This is a genomic window from Mycobacterium neumannii (genome assembly GCF_002245615.1).
Taxonomy (GTDB): domain Bacteria; phylum Actinomycetota; class Actinomycetes; order Mycobacteriales; family Mycobacteriaceae; genus Mycobacterium; species Mycobacterium neumannii_A.
The window spans coordinates 50,117-66,317 of record NZ_NKCO01000008.1; the positions used below are offsets into that span (position 1 = coordinate 50,117).

16 protein-coding genes are annotated in these 16,201 nt (G+C 67.4%); 9 read left to right on the forward strand and 7 right to left on the reverse strand.

The features are described 5' to 3' along the window. Nucleotides 1-12: 12 nt before the first annotated feature. From CEX88_RS11685 to CEX88_RS11705, 5 genes are read right to left on the reverse strand one after another with little or no spacing between them, the layout of a single operon-like run. Entirely contained in the window at nucleotides 13-456 is a 444-nt protein-coding gene (locus CEX88_RS11685) for a TIGR03618 family F420-dependent PPOX class oxidoreductase (RefSeq protein ID WP_094293610.1), read from the reverse strand. Continuing rightward, on the reverse strand, nucleotides 453-1,178 hold the full coding sequence (locus CEX88_RS11690; protein WP_066843830.1) for an EthD domain-containing protein: 726 nt from the start codon (nucleotides 1,176-1,178) through the stop codon (nucleotides 453-455). Before CEX88_RS11690 ends, CEX88_RS11685 begins: the two co-directional genes overlap by 4 nt. A 26-nt stretch (nucleotides 1,179-1,204) precedes the next feature. Further along, a complete protein-coding gene (locus CEX88_RS11695) occupies nucleotides 1,205-1,573 on the reverse strand; it encodes a thiocyanate hydrolase (RefSeq protein ID WP_094293611.1) in 369 nt (122 codons plus the stop codon). After that, nucleotides 1,570-2,277: a thiocyanate hydrolase subunit gamma gene (gene scnC, locus CEX88_RS11700; RefSeq protein ID WP_094293612.1), complete on the reverse strand. Its 708-nt coding sequence runs from the start codon at nucleotides 2,275-2,277 to the stop codon at nucleotides 1,570-1,572. The genes CEX88_RS11695 and scnC overlap by 4 nt, the downstream gene beginning before the upstream one ends. Beyond that, entirely contained in the window at nucleotides 2,274-3,110 is an 837-nt protein-coding gene (locus tag CEX88_RS11705) for an SH3-like domain-containing protein (RefSeq protein WP_094293613.1), read from the reverse strand. The genes scnC and CEX88_RS11705 overlap by 4 nt, the downstream gene beginning before the upstream one ends. Before the next feature lie 425 nt (nucleotides 3,111-3,535). Here CEX88_RS11705 and CEX88_RS11710 point away from each other — a divergent pair, with 425 nt between their 5' ends. Next, nucleotides 3,536-5,482, forward strand: a complete 1,947-nt coding sequence (locus CEX88_RS11710; RefSeq protein ID WP_094293614.1) for an FUSC family protein — start codon at nucleotides 3,536-3,538, stop codon at nucleotides 5,480-5,482. Here CEX88_RS11710 and CEX88_RS11715 read toward each other — a convergent pair. After that, nucleotides 5,454-6,080 carry a PaaI family thioesterase gene (locus CEX88_RS11715; protein WP_094293615.1) on the reverse strand — a complete coding sequence of 209 codons (627 nt, stop codon included), beginning with the start codon at nucleotides 6,078-6,080 and terminating at the stop codon, nucleotides 5,454-5,456. The genes CEX88_RS11710 and CEX88_RS11715 overlap by 29 nt on opposite strands. 107 nt (nucleotides 6,081-6,187) lie before the next feature. On the opposite strand from CEX88_RS11715, the gene CEX88_RS11720 reads away from it, so the two are divergent. Genes CEX88_RS11720 through CEX88_RS11730 form a run of 3 tightly spaced genes read left to right on the forward strand, consistent with a single transcriptional unit; the run spans nucleotide 6,188 to nucleotide 9,668 of the window. Next, entirely contained in the window at nucleotides 6,188-7,870 is a 1,683-nt protein-coding gene (locus CEX88_RS11720; RefSeq protein ID WP_094293616.1) for a tetratricopeptide repeat protein, read from the forward strand. Between the two features lie 17 nt (nucleotides 7,871-7,887). Then, nucleotides 7,888-8,367 (forward strand): nucleoside deaminase, encoded by a 480-nt coding sequence (locus CEX88_RS11725; protein ID WP_094293617.1) that lies wholly within the window; start codon nucleotides 7,888-7,890, stop codon nucleotides 8,365-8,367. Next, nucleotides 8,364-9,668, forward strand: a complete 1,305-nt coding sequence (locus CEX88_RS11730; RefSeq protein WP_094293618.1) for an alpha-amylase family protein — start codon at nucleotides 8,364-8,366, stop codon at nucleotides 9,666-9,668. Before CEX88_RS11725 ends, CEX88_RS11730 begins: the two co-directional genes overlap by 4 nt. Here CEX88_RS11730 and CEX88_RS11735 read toward each other — a convergent pair. Next, entirely contained in the window at nucleotides 9,652-10,113 is a 462-nt protein-coding gene (locus CEX88_RS11735; RefSeq protein ID WP_094293619.1) for a DUF1810 domain-containing protein, read from the reverse strand. The genes CEX88_RS11730 and CEX88_RS11735 overlap by 17 nt on opposite strands. 76 nt (nucleotides 10,114-10,189) lie before the next feature. On the opposite strand from CEX88_RS11735, the gene CEX88_RS11740 reads away from it, so the two are divergent. The 5 genes from CEX88_RS11740 (at nucleotide 10,190) to CEX88_RS11760 (ending at nucleotide 16,199) form a co-directional block, all read left to right on the forward strand. Beyond that, nucleotides 10,190-11,446, forward strand: coding sequence for an alpha-hydroxy acid oxidase (locus tag CEX88_RS11740; RefSeq protein WP_094293700.1), 1,257 nt, complete (start codon nucleotides 10,190-10,192; stop codon nucleotides 11,444-11,446). Nucleotides 11,447-11,639: 193 nt separating this feature from the next. Beyond that, nucleotides 11,640-12,644, forward strand: coding sequence for an esterase family protein (locus CEX88_RS11745; RefSeq protein WP_066843850.1), 1,005 nt, complete (start codon nucleotides 11,640-11,642; stop codon nucleotides 12,642-12,644). A 168-nt stretch (nucleotides 12,645-12,812) separates the two neighbouring features. Further along, on the forward strand, nucleotides 12,813-15,134 hold the full coding sequence (gene lon, locus CEX88_RS11750) for an endopeptidase La (RefSeq protein WP_094293620.1): 2,322 nt from the start codon (nucleotides 12,813-12,815) through the stop codon (nucleotides 15,132-15,134). Nucleotides 15,135-15,199: 65 nt separating this feature from the next. Further along, nucleotides 15,200-15,571 carry a TfoX/Sxy family protein gene (locus CEX88_RS11755; protein ID WP_094293621.1) on the forward strand — a complete coding sequence of 124 codons (372 nt, stop codon included), beginning with the start codon at nucleotides 15,200-15,202 and terminating at the stop codon, nucleotides 15,569-15,571. Continuing rightward, a complete protein-coding gene (locus CEX88_RS11760) occupies nucleotides 15,507-16,199 on the forward strand; it encodes an HhH-GDP family DNA glycosylase (protein ID WP_202931464.1) in 693 nt (230 codons plus the stop codon). Before CEX88_RS11755 ends, CEX88_RS11760 begins: the two co-directional genes overlap by 65 nt. Nucleotides 16,200-16,201 lie beyond the last annotated feature (2 nt).

Sequence of the window (16,201 nt, forward strand, 5' to 3'; positions counted from 1 at the left end):
GCAGATTAAGCGTTAGCCGTTGCTGTAGACCCGGGTGGGTGCGACGAGTACCACGGTGCGGCGCTGCTCTGCCATCACGCGGTCGTATTCCGCCCAGTCGTCGTGGGTTCCGCCCGCGGCTTGGAACACCTCCCGCAGTAGCAGCCGCAACCTGTCGGGGCCGGTGAGCCACGGTTGAGGATCGTCGGGACCGGCGAGCTCGGCGTCGCCCTCGACGGTCGCCCACTGCCACCCGCGGCGGAAGGTCACCGCCAGTTGCGGGCGCGCACGAAGGTTGGCCAGCTTGACCTTGCCGTAGGTGACGAAGCCGAGCACCGGTGCCCCGGTGTCCGGATGTGTCAGCTTGCCGACGTTGACGAGTGAGGCCTGAATGGTGGCGTCGGCGCGCAACGTCGACACCACGGCCAGCCCACTCTCGGCCGCGGCCAGCGCGATGGCATCGTCGAGTGTGGTCATGACTCTCCTTGCACCGTAGAGGAGTTCGCGAAGGGCGTCCGGTACACGTAGCGGCTGGTCGGGACCGTGTCGACGTCGCGGTTCGCGCCGAATGCCGACGTGCTGGCCACCATGCGCTCCATGCGTCTGCGCAACTCGTCGTCATCGTCCGCGCCGAAGAACGCGTGCAGATCGGATAGCGCGGCGGAGGGGAACAGCTCCTCGACGATCGCCGAGACCGGCGGTGCGCCCGGCGTGAGGGCCCGCACGACGGCGTTCTGCGTATAGCCGAACGTGGACTGGGTTTCGATGGCCACGGGTGTGTGGTCGATGTGCCAGCGGGTCAACCAGGTCGCCTCGTCCAGGTCGGCGGGCCTGCGCAGCAGCGCGACGTTGGCGAATCCCTCCGTCCGCTCCCCCGGCGCGCTGTCCGGCGGGGCTATCGGGACCGATTCGGTGACCAGGTAAGCCGCCACGTCCTCGACCTCCTGCCGGAGTCTGGCCAGGGCTGCGGTGACCTGATCGCCGTAATGCTGCTGGGCCCAGAGGCTGACGAAGCCGACCACCGGTGGATCCAGCGTGGTGAGGGTCATCAGCGAGTCGCGGACCACCCCGTCGCGCACGTTCAGCGTCAGACCCGGAGGGTCAAGGCTCAGCAGATCCGGGACGACCTGGCCGTGCAGACGCGCACACCAGGCGTCGTCGGCGTTGGCCCGGCGCAGCGTGATGACGACTTTCTCCACGACGGGAACCTACCGCGTCTCAGCCGTCAGGCTTCCAACCGTTCGCGGATGCGGGTCAGTCGCTGCCTGAGCTCGTTCTCGTCGATAACACCTCGGGCGACCAGCGAGTGCGCCAGCGCCACCAGTTGGTTCTCGGGATAGGGCAACTGGGCGTAGCGCGTCGCCGTCAAGACGTCCTCTTCGTCTCGGCGCGCTTTGAAGTCGGGAATGTCGGCCTCGCATGCGGCCCGGTCGAGCGCGTCGCAGAGCCCGTCCAGGCTGGTCTTCCACGGCGGCACAGGGTTTTCCACCCCGTACTTCGCCGCCATCCGGGACCAGACCTGATTGCGTTCGACGATCTCTTCGAGCGGTGCGACCGTGGTCTGTTCGATACCGGGATCCGGTGTGCCGCTCATGCTTCCGAGGCCGGGTGGACGGCCGGCCGGGTGTCCGTGATGACGTTGGTGGTGACGCCCGGCTTGGGCAGGGCGACGCCGATCAGACAGTCCCGCGTGACGATTTCGGCGAGTTGCTCCCCGGTCCAATCCTCGGTGCCCTCTGGACGCATGGGCATCACCATGAAGCGGTGCTTCTGATTGGAATCCTGCACGCGAACGGTCACCTCGTCGGGCAGATACAAACCGAACTCCGCCAGCACCTGACGCGGCCAGCGCACCATCCGTCTGCGGTAGTTGGGTGTGCGGTACCACTCCGGTGAGTTGCCCAGGATCGGGCGCGGATAGCAGGAGCACAGCGCGCACACGATCACGTTGTGCACGTCGGGTGTGTCGGCGAGGATCTCGAAAGCCGTGAAGTCGCTGGGTGTTCCGAACCCGGTCGGCTCCATCCAGTCCACTCCGACCTCCTTGCTGGCGGTCATGGGTTCGGCCAGCGCGAGCGCTTTGAACTCGGGATCCAGCCACGCCCTGGCGACGAGCGTAGCCGCGGGCGTCGGGCCGATCTGTTCGGCGAACTCGGTGAAGCGGCGATGCTCCTCGGCGGTGAAGATGCCCTTCTCGATGCACAGTTCGCGCAACGCGATCTCGAGGACCTCGAAGTCGGTGATCTCGTCGACCATCGGCGCCACGGTGCGATCGTGATCGTGATCGTGGTGTGTCATGAAGCGGCCTCCAGCCAGTGCTCGGGGATCTCGGTCTGTATGACGTCGTCGCCGGTGCCGGTGTAGCCGTGCCACAACTCCGACATGTTGAACCGCACGACGTAGAACCATTCCGGTTGGGCAGGGCGGTCCCAGGTTTCGTCCTCGGCCGCCGGACTTTCGTAGGCGACGGTCGCGATCTCACCGCGTGCGCCGCGTACGTATTCGGGTGTGCGGGTGTAGAAGATCACCGGTAATTCACGCACGACCACCGCATCGCCGACCTTGAACTTGGGTTCATCGGCCTGCCCGGCATAGACCTGCGGGTCGCCTTTGCCCACCGCGTGTTTATGGTGGGCATTGCGCTTGACGTCTGCTCCGTCGCCTTCGAACTTCGGCTTGGCTTCCAACTTCTTGCCCGCCAGCCCACCCTCGTAGCGGGCCTTGACCTCTGCCATCCGCTCACTTAACTCGGTCAGGCCGATGTGGTGCTTCTCGACGAGCACGCGGGCGACGGCCAACAGCCAGCGGCCGTAGTACGGCAGCCCCAGATACTCGGCTCGGCCCACATCGACGTTGCCGATACGGCGGCGCTCCTCGGAAAGCCAGATGCCGCGCCAGGCCAGCACTTCGCAGATGACATAGGTCATGTGCTCCCAGAGTTCGTACTGCTTGTTCTCGTACTTCATGGGCGCATCCGGTTCCCCGCCGACATCGTGGACGGGTTTCAGATATGCGGTGATCCGGTTGTGATCGAGCAGATCCGGCGTCGGCGCATCCGGTAGTTCGGGATAGGCCGATTTCAACCGGGCCACCAGATCGAGTTGTGCTGCTCGCTCGGCCGCGGTGCTCATGACGATTCCCTTCGTTGCCCTGGCCGAGCCACCGTCGACGTGCACGGATCAACTCGGTGGTTCTCATGAGACGGGGTGCTCGTAATACGGAACGGCGGGCCGGCATCGGTTGTCGATTCGCGCGCGACAGCGGTATGCGCCACCGGCACCTCCGATGCTGTCGCCCCACCCCGTCGGCTGACTCTAACGCCCCACCCGCGTCGGCGCAGGCGAATCGACGACACCGACCACGTCTCGCCGGTAACGGGTTTGTGCTGTGGCACATGAGGTTTGAGCTCGCGGTGCCGGGCTGCCCGGCGGTGGCCGGTTACATCCCCGCAACATCGATAAATTGACGCGTGTGATGTCCCTGCGATGCCGCGCGGAAGCGTCAGAATGAGTACGTGAGCACCCGCAGCAGGGTCATCGATGCCCTCCGTCCGACCATGCCCGAACCGTGGGCGGTGGTCAGAAGCCTGCTCGGGGTGTTGGCGATGGCCTCGATCGCGCTGCTGTGGGACTCCGGGGCCACCGCGGTCTGGGCCGCCGGCGCGGGTGCGGTCGCCGGCGCCGTGGCCCTGCAGGACAGTCCCGGCGGGCGGATCGCCCGAGTGCTCATCGTCGCCGTGCAAATGGGCGCGGCCGTTTTCTTCGGGTCCTTGCTCTCCTCGTTCGACGTCGTGTTCATCGTCGTGCTGGCGCTGTGGTGCTTCGGGGCCGGTCTGCAGTGGGCCGTCGGGAACAACGCGGGCATGGTGGCGGCCGCGGGCGGAGCGCTGTTCGTGATCGCGCCGCCGCTGTCTCCGTCGGTGTCGTCCGTCCTCGTCCCGACCGCCCTGACGATCGTCGCCGGTGCCCTGCAGGCGGGGTTGATCGCGCTCTGGCCGCCGCAGCGATGGCGCACTCAACGCGAGGCGCTCGCCGACGCATACGACGCGTTGGCCACGGATGCGCGTCAGCTCGCCCACGATGCGGAGACACCTGCCGGTGCGACGCTGAAGCCGTCGTTGCGCGATGCGTTCATCGACACCCAGGCGGGCCGACGACCCGAGGCGTACCGAGGTGGGCACCGGTTGCCCGAACGGATCATGGCGACGCTGCGCATGCTGCGCGGCACCCCGGTCGGCGACCGCGACGACGTCTCCCGGGTGCTGGCGGCAGCGGCCGAGGTCCTCGACGCGATCGCCGATCACACCCACGTCGCGCGGCGTAACGCCGAGCACGGTCTGGTCCGGCTGGACGCCGCGGCGGCCGCACTGGACGAGCCGGAAAGCCCTGAGGTAAAACGGCTTTCCCAGCAACTGCATGAAGCGGCGGAGTTGCGGTTTCCCGATCTGTATCGGCCCGACCTGATCAGCCCCGCGCGCGGGGCGCTGACCTCCGTCCGTTCCCACATGAGCTTGACGTCACCGCTGTTCCGTCACGCCGTCCGGCTGTCCTCGGCGGTCGCGCTCGCCGCGGGCGCGGACCGACTCGCTCCCGTGGCGCACGGCTACTGGATCGCGCTGACTGTGCTCATGGTGCTGCGCCCGGAGACCGCTCACACCTATACGCGCTGCATCGGTCGGCTTGCGGGCATAGCGACGGGGGTCGTCGTCGCGTCGGTGATCGTGATGGTGGCCCATCCCACCGGTCTGGTCGCCGCCGCACTTGCCACGCTGGGCCTCGCCGCGACGTATGCCGCGACCAGGACGGGATACATCGCCACCAGCGCGGCCGTGGCTGCTTCTGTCGTGTTCTTCCTCGAAATCGACGCCATCACCTCCGGTGCGACGCTCGAGGACCGGTTGTTCTCGATCGTCGTCGGCGGCGGGCTCGCGGTCCTGGCGCACGTCGCGTTGCCCGACCACGCGCTGACCCGGCTGCATCACCGCGCCGGGGAGCTCCTCAAAACCGAAATCGATTACGCCGCAACGGTGGTCAGGGCTTATGTCCATCCCCTCGATCGTCCGGCCGACGCGGTGTCATCGGCGTGGCAACACGCGTACCGCGCCCGCGCCGGCTTCGAAGCCGCGTCGGGTGCGACCCGGATGGAGTCCCGCGAGCTGCGCCGGTGGCTGCGGTCGTACCGCACCGCGCTGAACGCCGTCACCATTTCGTGCACCGCGCTGGAGGCCAACCTGCCGAACCGGCCGCCACCCACGTTGACTCCTGAGTTCGTCGCCGCTGTCGACGATTTCGTCGATGCGCTGCGAGGGGCGCCGCCCAATCCGGGGACACCGTGGACGGTGGACATCGCGGCCGTGACGGCCGCCTATCAGCAGGTCCGCGAGAAGGCCGAGGGGCTACCCGGTGACAACGGGGCCGCCCGCGTGCTGGTCGCCGAGATCGGCGCGATCACCCGTGCCTTGTCGGGGATCGCCGCTATCCGCGAGCCCACTTCGGCTCGATGAACACACCCTCGGCTTCCACTGTCACACCCTCGTCGTCGGCGAGATAGCCCGTCGCATAGGACTTGATGCCTTCGGACCTCGTGGTCGTCGCCTCGGCGTGCAACCGCCCGAGGCGCGTCGGGCGCAGATACCGCAGGGTGATGGTTCCGGTGAACCGGGGGTTGATCGAGTTGGCGGCGACCTCGCCGAGGATGTGGTCGAGGATCAGCGCCGAGATCCCGCCGTGCACATGTCCCGGCGGGCCCTCGTAGGCGGCGCCGAGTTCGAAGTCGGCGTACACGGTTCCGTCCTCAGCGTGCTCGATGGTCAACGGTGGTGCGATCGGGTTGCGCAGTCCAATCACCGGGTTCCCCCACGGCAGCCGGTCTCCGCCGGTGGTGAAGCGCACGCCGAAGGGTCCGTCGATCTGCCGTGATCGCAGAGCAGCTGTCGCGCCGTCGATCTTCTCGCGGATCGCCGCGACCGTGTCGGCGTCCATTTCGGTGCGGATCGTCGCGTCGATCAACTGTCGGACCGATTCGGCGAGCGGGCCGTAGACACCACGCAGCCGGTCGATCTCCGCTGCGGACACGTCGCCGATGTCGGTGAACTCCACCACGCAAGAACTAGAACACGTTGCAGTGCGGGTTGTCGAATCACTCGTCGCCTTGCGCTGGAGCCGCAGAAGATGCTCGGGAGCTGCGCGGGTGAATTATCGTGCCGTTCATGAGCATCGCGCTCGGCGACGAGACCTACTACGACCTCGGGTCGTATCACCGGCCGATTGACACCCCGTCGCCGCAGGCGCAGGTGTGGTTCGACCGCGGAATGGTATGGAGTTACGCGTTCAACCACGAGGAAGCGATCCGCTGCTTCGAGCGGGCACTCGCACTGGACCCGGGGTTGGGGATCGCCCGCTGGGGCATCGCGTACGCGGTAGGGCCGAACTACAACAAGGGTTGGGATGCCTTCGATCCCGTCGATGCGGCCGCGTCCCTGGCACGCGCGAGGATGGAGTTGCGACTGGCCGGCGACCATCGCGCATCACCGGTCGAGCGCGGGCTGATCGCCGCGCTGCAGACCCGTTTCCCCACCGACGACCCCGACGACACCCAGGCGCTCGAAGCCGGTGGCGCACAGTACGCCGACTCGATGGCGGCGCTGGCGCAGGCCCACCCCGACGACGTCGATGTGCAGGCACTGGCTGCCGACGCACTGGTGAACGTGACGGCATGGGCGTTGTGGGACACCAGAACCGGTGAGCCCGCGCCGGGCTCGCGTGTGGTGGCGGCCAAACGGATCCTCGACGGCGCGTTGGCCACCGCGGCGGGCCGTAGCCATCCTGGCGTCTTGCACCTCTATGTACACACGATGGAGATGTCGGCGGCCCCGCAGGATGCGCTGCCCGCCGCGGACCTGCTGCGCGATCTGGTGCCCGACGCCGGCCACCTGCAGCACATGCCCAGCCACATCGACGTGCTGTGCGGCAACTACCGCGACTCGGTGGTGGCCAATCAGGCGGCCATACACGTGGACCGAAGGTTCGTCGAACACGAGGGGCCACTGAACTTCTACTCCCTGTACCGGGCGCACAACCTGCACTTCGTGGTGTATTCGGCGATGTTCGAAGGCAATTCACGCGCCGCGTTCGCCGCCGCCGATGAGCTGGCCGCCCAGCTCAGCCCCGAACTGCTGGCGATCGAGTCTCCGCCGATGGCCGACTGGCTCGAAGCGTTCGTGCCGTTGCGCACCCATGTGATGGTGAGGTTCGGCCGCTGGGCCGACCTGATAGCCCAACCCCTGCCCGAGGACGCGCAGCTGTACTGCAGCACCGTCGCAACCATCCACTACGGACGCGGCGTCGCGCACGCCGCCACGGGCAACCTGGAACAAGCCCGCGCCGAACGCGAGGCGTTCGCCGAAGCCTACGACCGCATACCCGAGAGCCGATACCTGTTCAACAACACCGTGATCGACATCCTGGCGATCGCCGCCAAGATGCTTGACGGTGAGATCGCTTACCGCGCCGAAGATTACGAGACCGCATTCGCGCATCTGCGGCGGGCGATCGAACTCGACGACGCGCTGCCGTACGACGAACCCTGGGGCTGGATGCAGCCGACCCGCCACGCCTACGGTGCGCTCCTGCTCGAACAGGGTCGCGTCGAGGAGGCCGCCGCGGTCTATGCCGCCGACCTCGGACTCGATCCCACGCTGCCCCGGCCGTGCCAGCATCCGAACAACGTGTGGAGCCTGCACGGCTATCACGAATGCCTGCAGCGGCTGGGCCGAGACGCCGAGGCGGCGATCATCGGTCAACAGCTCACCCTCGCAGCGGCGCGCGCCGACGTCGTTGTCCGCGCGTCCTGCGCCTGTCGGCTGGACGTGCCCCCGGCCTGCTGCGACTGATCCGTAGACTCCGACGTGTGGCCATCAGCGATGACGATCTCGCCCGCCTCGGCCGCTGCGTAGAGCTGGCGCGTGAAGCGCTGGAAGGCGGCGACGAGCCGTTCGGCTCCCTTCTCGTCGACGACGCAGGACGCACACTGTTCGAGGACCGCAACCGCGTCAAGGACGGGGACCGCACGCGCCATCCGGAGTTCGCGATCGCGCGCTGGGCGGCGGCCAACCTGACACCGCAGGAGCGGGCCGCCGCCACCGTCTACACCTCCGGCGAGCACTGCCCGATGTGCGCGGCGGCCCACGCCTGGGTCGGGCTCGGCCGCATCGTGTACGCCGCTTCGTCGGAGCAGTTGACAAGATGGCTGGGCGAATGGGGGGCGCCGCCACCGCCGGTGGTGTCGCTACCGATCACCACGATCGCCCCCGACATCGAGGTGGACGGGCCCGCCGAGCAGTTCAGCGAGGCGATGAAGACCCTCTACGAAGCGAAGTTCAAGCCATGACGGATTTCTCGCACTCCGCGGCCGTCTCCGAACCGGGCTGGGTCGAGCACGTGATCTGGTGGCATGTCTACCCGCTCGGCTTCGTCGGCGCGCATCCCGCCGACCCGCCGCCGGGGCCGGACGAGCATCGGCTGCTGCGCATCCTCGACTGGCTTGACCACGCGATCGAACTCGGCGCCTCCGGGCTCGCGCTGGGGCCGATCTTCTCCTCACGAACACACGGCTACGACACCACCGACCACCTCCACATCGACCCGCGACTCGGCGGCGACGACGACTTCGACACGGTGGTCGAAGAGGCACGCCGCCGCGGACTTCGGATCCTGCTCGACGGCGTCTTCAACCATGTCGGAACCGATTTCGCCCACACCGAGTGGCTGCGCACGCGAGGCGACGGTGTCGACGTGTTCGAGGGACACGGCGACCTCGTGGCGCTGGACCACGACAACCCGGCGGTGACTGACTACGTCGTCGACGTGATGACGCACTGGCTGCGGCGCGGCGCCGACGGATGGCGCCTCGACGCGGCCTACGCGGTCCCCGACCAGTTCTGGGCCGGAGTGCTCCCACGCGTTCGCGAACAGTTCCCCGACGCGTACTTCCTCGCCGAAATCATCCACGGCGACTACGCGCACCGGGTGCGTGAATCCGGCTTCGACTCGGTGACCCAGTACGAACTGTGGAAGGCCGCGTGGAGCGCGCTCAACGACGGCAACTTTCACGAGCTGGACTGGGCGCTGGTGCGGCACAATGAGTTTCTGGACACCTTCGTGCCCACGACCTTCATCGGCAACCACGATGTCACCCGGATCGCCAGCCAACTCGACGACATCCGCCACCTCGACCACGCCTTGGTGCTGCAGATGACGACCGGTGGTACGCCGAGTATCTACGCCGGGGACGAGTTCGCGTTCCAGGGGATCAAAGAGGAACGGTTCGGCGGCGACGACGCGGTGCGCCCCGAATTCGCGACTCCCCCGCTCGACGTCGACGAACACGGCGCCGACGTCTTCCGGTTGCACAAGTTCCTGATCGGGTTGCGCCGACGCCACGCGTGGCTGCACACGGCGCGCACCTCGCCGCTGCTGTTGACCAACCGCCAGTACGTGTACCAGAGCCGCGCCGGAGCCGAGTCGCTGATCGTCGCGCTCAACATCGGCGACGAACCGCTGGCGATCTCGCTGCCCGACCTGGGATTCGATCGGGCGGAAGTCCTCGCGGGCTCGGGCGCACCGCCGTCCGAGGTCGTCACCACCTACGAGGTCGGGCCGCACGGCTGGCTGGTCATCGCTCCTCGCTGAGCAGTTCGACGGTCAGCGGATCGGGTTCGCCGTCGTAGTACTTCGTCAACACGCGGCTGAAGAGCGCCTCGTCATCGGGGTCCTCGGCGGCGCGGCTGAACAACGTCATCGACGAGCGGACCTTGAGGTTGTCCGGCCACCCGAACAAGCCGTCGGCCGACGGTTGGTCACTGCGGGCGACCAGGCCCGCGCACTCCCGCAGGCGCGGACCGAGCACGTCATGGGCGAGGTACGCCCGAGCTTCGGCGAGGGACCCGATCCCGTACCGCTGCGCGGTCGGGCTCCTACCCAGCCCGCGCAATTGGGGGAACACGAACCAGATCCAATGGCTGCGTTTGCGGCCGGCGCGCAGTTCGTCGAGCACCGTGGCGTACACGCGTTCCTGGGCGTCCACGAAGCGCTGCAGGTCGAACGGGTCGCCGGATGCCGATCTGTCTTTCGCCATGTCATCGGCCAGTCTGACAAGCTAACCTGTGCGATTCAATGACGACTATGAGCGGCACGCCGACCGAGGCGCCAAGATGACGCGCCGTCGCGTCCCACATCCGCGGGACCTGGCGCCGCTGCTGCAGTTCAAGAAGCCCCAGCTGAACGCGACGCACCGCAGGCTGGCGTCGGCGCTGACGATCGAGGACCTGCGCCGCATCGCCAAGCGACGGACTCCGAAGGCGGCGTTCGATTACACCGACGGCGCCGCCGAGGACGAGCTGTCACTGGCTCGTGCGCGACAAGCTTTCCGCGACATCGAGTTTCACCCCACCATCCTTCGTGACGTGTCGAGCGTCGACACCAGCGCGACGGTGCTCGGCGGTCCCGTCGCGCAACCGTTCGGCATCGCGCCCACCGGCTTCACCCGGCTGATGCACACCGCGGGCGAGACCGCAGGCGCCCGTGCCGCCGCGCGGGCCGGCATCCCGTTTGCGCTCTCGACGCTGGGCACCGCATCGATCGAAGACGTCAAACAGGCTAACCCGCACGGACGCAACTGGTTTCAGCTGTACATGTGGAAGGACCGGGAGCGGTCGATGGCCCTCGTCGAACGGGCCGCCGCCGCAGGGTACGACACGCTGCTCGCCACCGTCGACGTGCCGGTCGCCGGGGCGCGCCACCGCGACACCCGCAACGGCATGTCGATCCCGCCGACGCTGACGCTGCGAACGGTGCTCGACGCCATTCCCCACCCGCGCTGGTGGTTCGACCTGCTCACCACAGAACCGTTGTCTTTCGCGTCGCTGGACCGATGGCCGGGCACTGTGGCCGAGTATCTCGACACCATGTTCGACCCCACGGTGAACTTCGACGATCTGGTGTGGATCAAGAAGCAGTGGCCGAACAAGTTGGTGGTCAAGGGAATCCAGACGCTCGACGACGCCAGGGCCGTCGCCGAACTGGGAGTGGACGGCATCGTGCTGTCCAATCACGGTGGCCGCCAACTCGACCGCGCGCCGGTGCCATTCCATCTGCTGCCCAGCGTCGCCGCCGAGCTCGGCGACACGACCGAGATTCTGCTGGACACCGGGGTGATGTCCGGCGCCGACATCGTCGCTGCCATTGCGCTCGGTGCGCGCTTCGTGCTGGTGGGTCGTGCCTACCTCTACGGGCTCATGGCCGGCGGCGAAGCGGGTGTCGACCGGGCCGTCGAGATCCTTACGCAGCAGGTCAGGCGGACAATGCAGCTACTCGGGGTGAGGTCGCTGAGCGAGCTGGGGCCGCGGCACGTCACGCAGCTGCATCGGCTGCGGCCCGGCGTGGCGGACCCGCCGCGCGACTTCGCCTGAGTCACTCTGACCACACAGGTCACAGCCGGTTTTCGGTGTTCGTGAGTCCCCGCTGAGTCGTAATCGTTAGCCAACCGCGATGTGGCAACCGCATGTCGGGTCGACATTGGCGGCGCGAGTACGTGTTTCATTACCCACGCACAGCAAACGGCAATTGCTTGTGGAAGCGATGAAAGGTGGGTTGGTTGCCGTTATGAAGATTCTGGAGAGGTGCCGGGGTACCGGTACAAAACTGTTTCGCCGAATGGCGGTGGCGGCGTTCGCCGTGGCGGCGCTGCCCGGGCTGATCGGCTTCGCCGGGGGTTCGGCCACTGCCGGAGCGTTCTCGCGGCCCGGGTTGCCCGTCGAGTATCTCGACGTGTTCTCCCCCGCGATGAACCGCAATATCAAGGTCCAGTTCCAGGGCGGTGGGCCGCATGCGGTGTACCTGCTCGACGGCCTGCGCGCCCAGGACGACTTCAACGGTTGGGACATCAACACCCCGGCCTTCGAGTGGTACTACCAGTCCGGGCTCTCGGTCGTCATGCCGGTCGGCGGACAGTCGAGCTTCTACACCGACTGGTACCAGCCGTCGCGGGGTAACGGCCAGGACTACACCTACAAATGGGAGACGTTCCTGACCCAGGAACTCCCGGCGTGGCTGGAAGCCAACAGGGGCGTGTCGCAGAACGGCAATGCCGTGGTGGGTATTTCGATGGCCGGCAGCAGCGCGCTGACGTACGCGATCTATCACCCGCAGAAGTTCATCTACGCCGCTTCGCTGTCGGGCTTCCTCAACCCGTCCGAGGGCTGGTGGCCGATGCTGATCGGTCTCGCCATGCAAGACGCGGGTGGGTACAACGCCGAGAGCATGTGGGGTCCGTCATCGGATCCGGCGTGGAAGCGCAACGACCCGATGATCAACATCAACCAGTTGGTGGCCAACAACACCCGCATCTGGATCTACTGCGGCACCGGTACGCCGTCGGATCTCGATGGCGGCGCGGCCGGCCAGAACCTGATGGCGGCCCAGTTCCTCGAAGGCTTCACGTTGCGGACCAACGTCACCTTCAAGGACAACTATGTCGCGGCGGGTGGCACCAACGGGGTGTTCAACTTCCCGGCACAGGGGACTCACAGCTGGGGCTACTGGGGTCAGCAGCTGGAGATGATGAAGCCTGACATCCAGCGGGTGCTGGGTGCACAGGCCAGTGCGTAACCGCACCGCGTAGATCCACCCACACAGGGAGCCTGCCGTTTACCCCGAACGGCAGGCTTCCTGCCGTCTCGGGGGTGTTTCGCGGTGCGCGTACACCGCGCGACGGGTGAGGGAACAAACCAGGTCACCCCAAGGTTGAGCGCAACAGACTCAAACTTTGGAGGATTGATGGCTGAAGCCAAGACTGTTCCGGTCTTGTTCCTGAGCGAGTCGATCGTGCTGCCCGGGATGGTGGTGCCGATCGAGCTCGACGAGGCCGCGCGCGCCGCGGTCGACGCCGCCCGCGCGAGCGAGTCCGGAGAACTGCTGATCGCTCCCCGCCTCGAGGACCGTTATCCCTCGCACGGGGTGCTGGCTTCGATCGTGCAGATTGGGCGCATGGTCGGTGGACCCGCCGCGGTGGTGCGGGGCGAGAGCCGTGCCCACATCGGCGCCGGCGCCACCGGACCCGGCGCGGCGCTGTGGGTCGAGGTGACCGTGGTCGACGAATCCGAGGTCACCGAGGAGGCCTTCAAGCTCGCGGCCGAGTACAAGAAGCTGCTGCTGGCGATGCTGCAGCGGCGTGAAGCCTGGCAGATCATCGATTTCGTCAACCAGCTCTCCGATCCGTCGGCGCTGGCCGACACCGCGGGCTACGCGTCGTACCTGACCCAGGTTCAGAAGCGTCAGCTGCTCGAGACGCCGGACGTGGTTGAGCGGTTGCGTGCGCTGATCGAGTGGACGGGTGCTCAGTTGGCCGAGGTCGAGGTCAACGAGAAGATCGCCGAAGACGTCCGTGAGGGCATGGAGAAGACGCAGAAGGAATTTTTGCTGCGCCAGCAGCTCAACGCCATCCGCAAGGAGCTCGGCGAGGACGAACCCGACGGCTCCGACGACTATCGCGGCCGCATCGAGGCCGCGGACCTGCCAGAGAAGGTGCGCGAGGCCGCGCTGCGCGAGGTCGGCAAGCTCGAGCGCGCAAGTGATCAGAGCCCGGAGAGCGGTTGGATCCGCACCTGGCTGGACACCGTGCTCGACCTGCCGTGGAACGTCCACACCGAGGACTCCGCCGATTTGAGGACGGCGCGGGAGATCCTGGACGCCGATCACCACGGCCTCGAGGACGTCAAGGACCGCATCGTCGAGTACCTGGCTGTGCGGGCGCGCCGCGCCCAGCGCGGGTTGCAGGTCGTCGGCGGCCGCGGTTCTGGCGCGGTGATGGTGCTGGCCGGTCCCCCCGGTGTCGGCAAGACCTCGCTGGGTGAGAGCGTCGCACGCGCGTTGGGCCGCAAGTTCGTTCGCGTTGCCCTCGGTGGCGTGCGCGACGAGGCCGAGATCCGCGGCCACCGGCGCACCTACGTCGGTGCGCTGCCCGGTCGCATCGTGCGTGCCATCGGCGAGGCCGGTTCGATGAACCCTGTGGTGCTGCTCGACGAGATCGACAAGGTCGGCTCCGACTTCCGCGGGGACCCCGCGGCGGCGCTGCTGGAGGTCCTGGACCCGGCGCAGAACCACACGTTCCGCGACCACTACCTGGACCTGGATCTGGACCTGTCGGACGTGGTGTTCCTGGCGACGGCCAACGTCATCGAGAACATCCCGTCGGCCCTGCTGGACCGCATGGAACTGGTGCAGATCGACGGCTACACCGAGGACGACAAGGTCGCCATCGCCCGCGACTTCCTGCTGCCCCGGCAGCGCGAGCGGGCGGCGCTGACCGAGGACGAGGTGATCGTCACCGAGGCGGCGCTGCGCAAGATCGCCGCGGACTACACCCGCGAGCCGGGGGTGCGCCAGTTCGAGCGGCTGCTGGCCAAGGCGCTGCGCAAGGTGACGACGAAGCTGGCTGCCGGCGACATCACCAGCCTGACCGTCGACGAGCCGGATCTCGTTGAGTACCTGGGGCGTCCGCGCTTCCTGCCGGAATCTGCCGAGCGCACGGCGGTGCCGGGGGTGGCCACCGGGTTGGCGGTCACCGGCCTCGGCGGCGATGTGCTCTACATCGAGGCCGGGGCGACCGACGGTGAGCCCGGGTTGCAACTGACCGGGCAGCTGGGCGAGGTCATGAAGGAGTCCGCGCAGATTGCGCTGTCCTACGTGCGCTCGCATGCCGAGCAGTTGGGCGTCGACCCCAAGCTTCTGGACCGTCGCATCCACGTGCACGTGCCCGCGGGCGCCGTGCCGAAGGACGGTCCGTCGGCGGGCGTGACGATGGTCACCGCGCTGGTGTCGATGGCCACCGGTCGTCAGGTCCGTGCGGACGTCGGGATGACCGGCGAGGTCACGCTGAACGGTCGAGTGTTGCCCATCGGCGGCGTCAAGCAGAAGCTGCTCGCGGCGCAACGGGCCGGGCTGTCAACGGTTTTCATCCCGCAGCGTAACGAGCCCGACCTGGATGACGTCCCGGCCGACGTGCTTGACGCGCTGGAGGTCAAGCCGATGACCGACGTTGCCGACATCGTCGCGCAGGCTCTGCAGCCCGCAGAGGTAGCGGCCACCGCGGCCGCCTGACCGCAGGACCGCGCTCGGGGTCGTGATCGATCGCAGGTCACGACCCTGAGCGATACCGTCGTCGTATGGCGTACGACGAGGACCTGGCTCACCGCATTCGCGAACTGCTCAGCGGCGAACAAGGAGTCGAGGAGAAGGCCATGTTCGGTGGGTTGGCCTTCTTGATCGGCGGCAACATGGCGTTGGCCGCCAGCGGTCAAGGCGGCCTGATGGTGCGGGTGCCGCCCGACGACACCGCGAAGCTGTTGTCGCGCGAACACGTCGCACCGATGGTGATGGCGGGCAGAGAGATGCGCGGATGGCTGCGCGTGGACGGCGCAGGGCTGGTCACCAAGCGGCAACTGCGACCGTGGGTCATCCGCGGGACCAACTATGCCAAGAGTTTGCCCCCGAAAGAGCGCGGGTACGCCAGCCGACGTGGACGCCGCAGCACGTAAGAAGCTGGTCAAGCGCCTCCTCGAGCAGGCGGGCACGGCCTACGCCGAAGACGCCGGTATCCGGTTGGCGGACAAGCCGATGCCGCTCTTTCAGCTGCTGACCCTGTGCATGCTGTCGAGCAAACCGATCGATGCCTCGATCGCGGTCGAAGCCGCGCGGGAGTTGTTCCGCGCGGGTCTGCGCACCCCCAAGGCCGTCCTCGACGCCGACCGCGCCGAAATGATTCGCGCCTTCGGCCGTGCTCACTACGTTCGGTACGACGAAAGCTCGGCGACCAGGCTCACCGATATTTCCAAGAGCGTTGTCGACGAATACGGCGGGGATTTACGCAATCTCGATGGGACCGAGGATCACGACGCGACCGCGCTGAGGCGTTCACTCAAGGGATTCAAGGGTATCGGCGACACCGGCGCCGACATCTTCCTGCGGGAGGTCCAGGACACCTGGACATGGATCCGCCCCTACTTCGACGCGCGCGCCAGCAGTACCGCGCGCAAGCTCGGACTGCCAAGTGGCAGCGACGAGCTCGCCGCGCTGGCGCCGCGCAAGTGTGCAAAGCTCGCCGGCGCCTTGGTCAAGGTGTCGCTCGACAACGACCTGCCTGACGCCGTCATGGCGCGGGAATGACG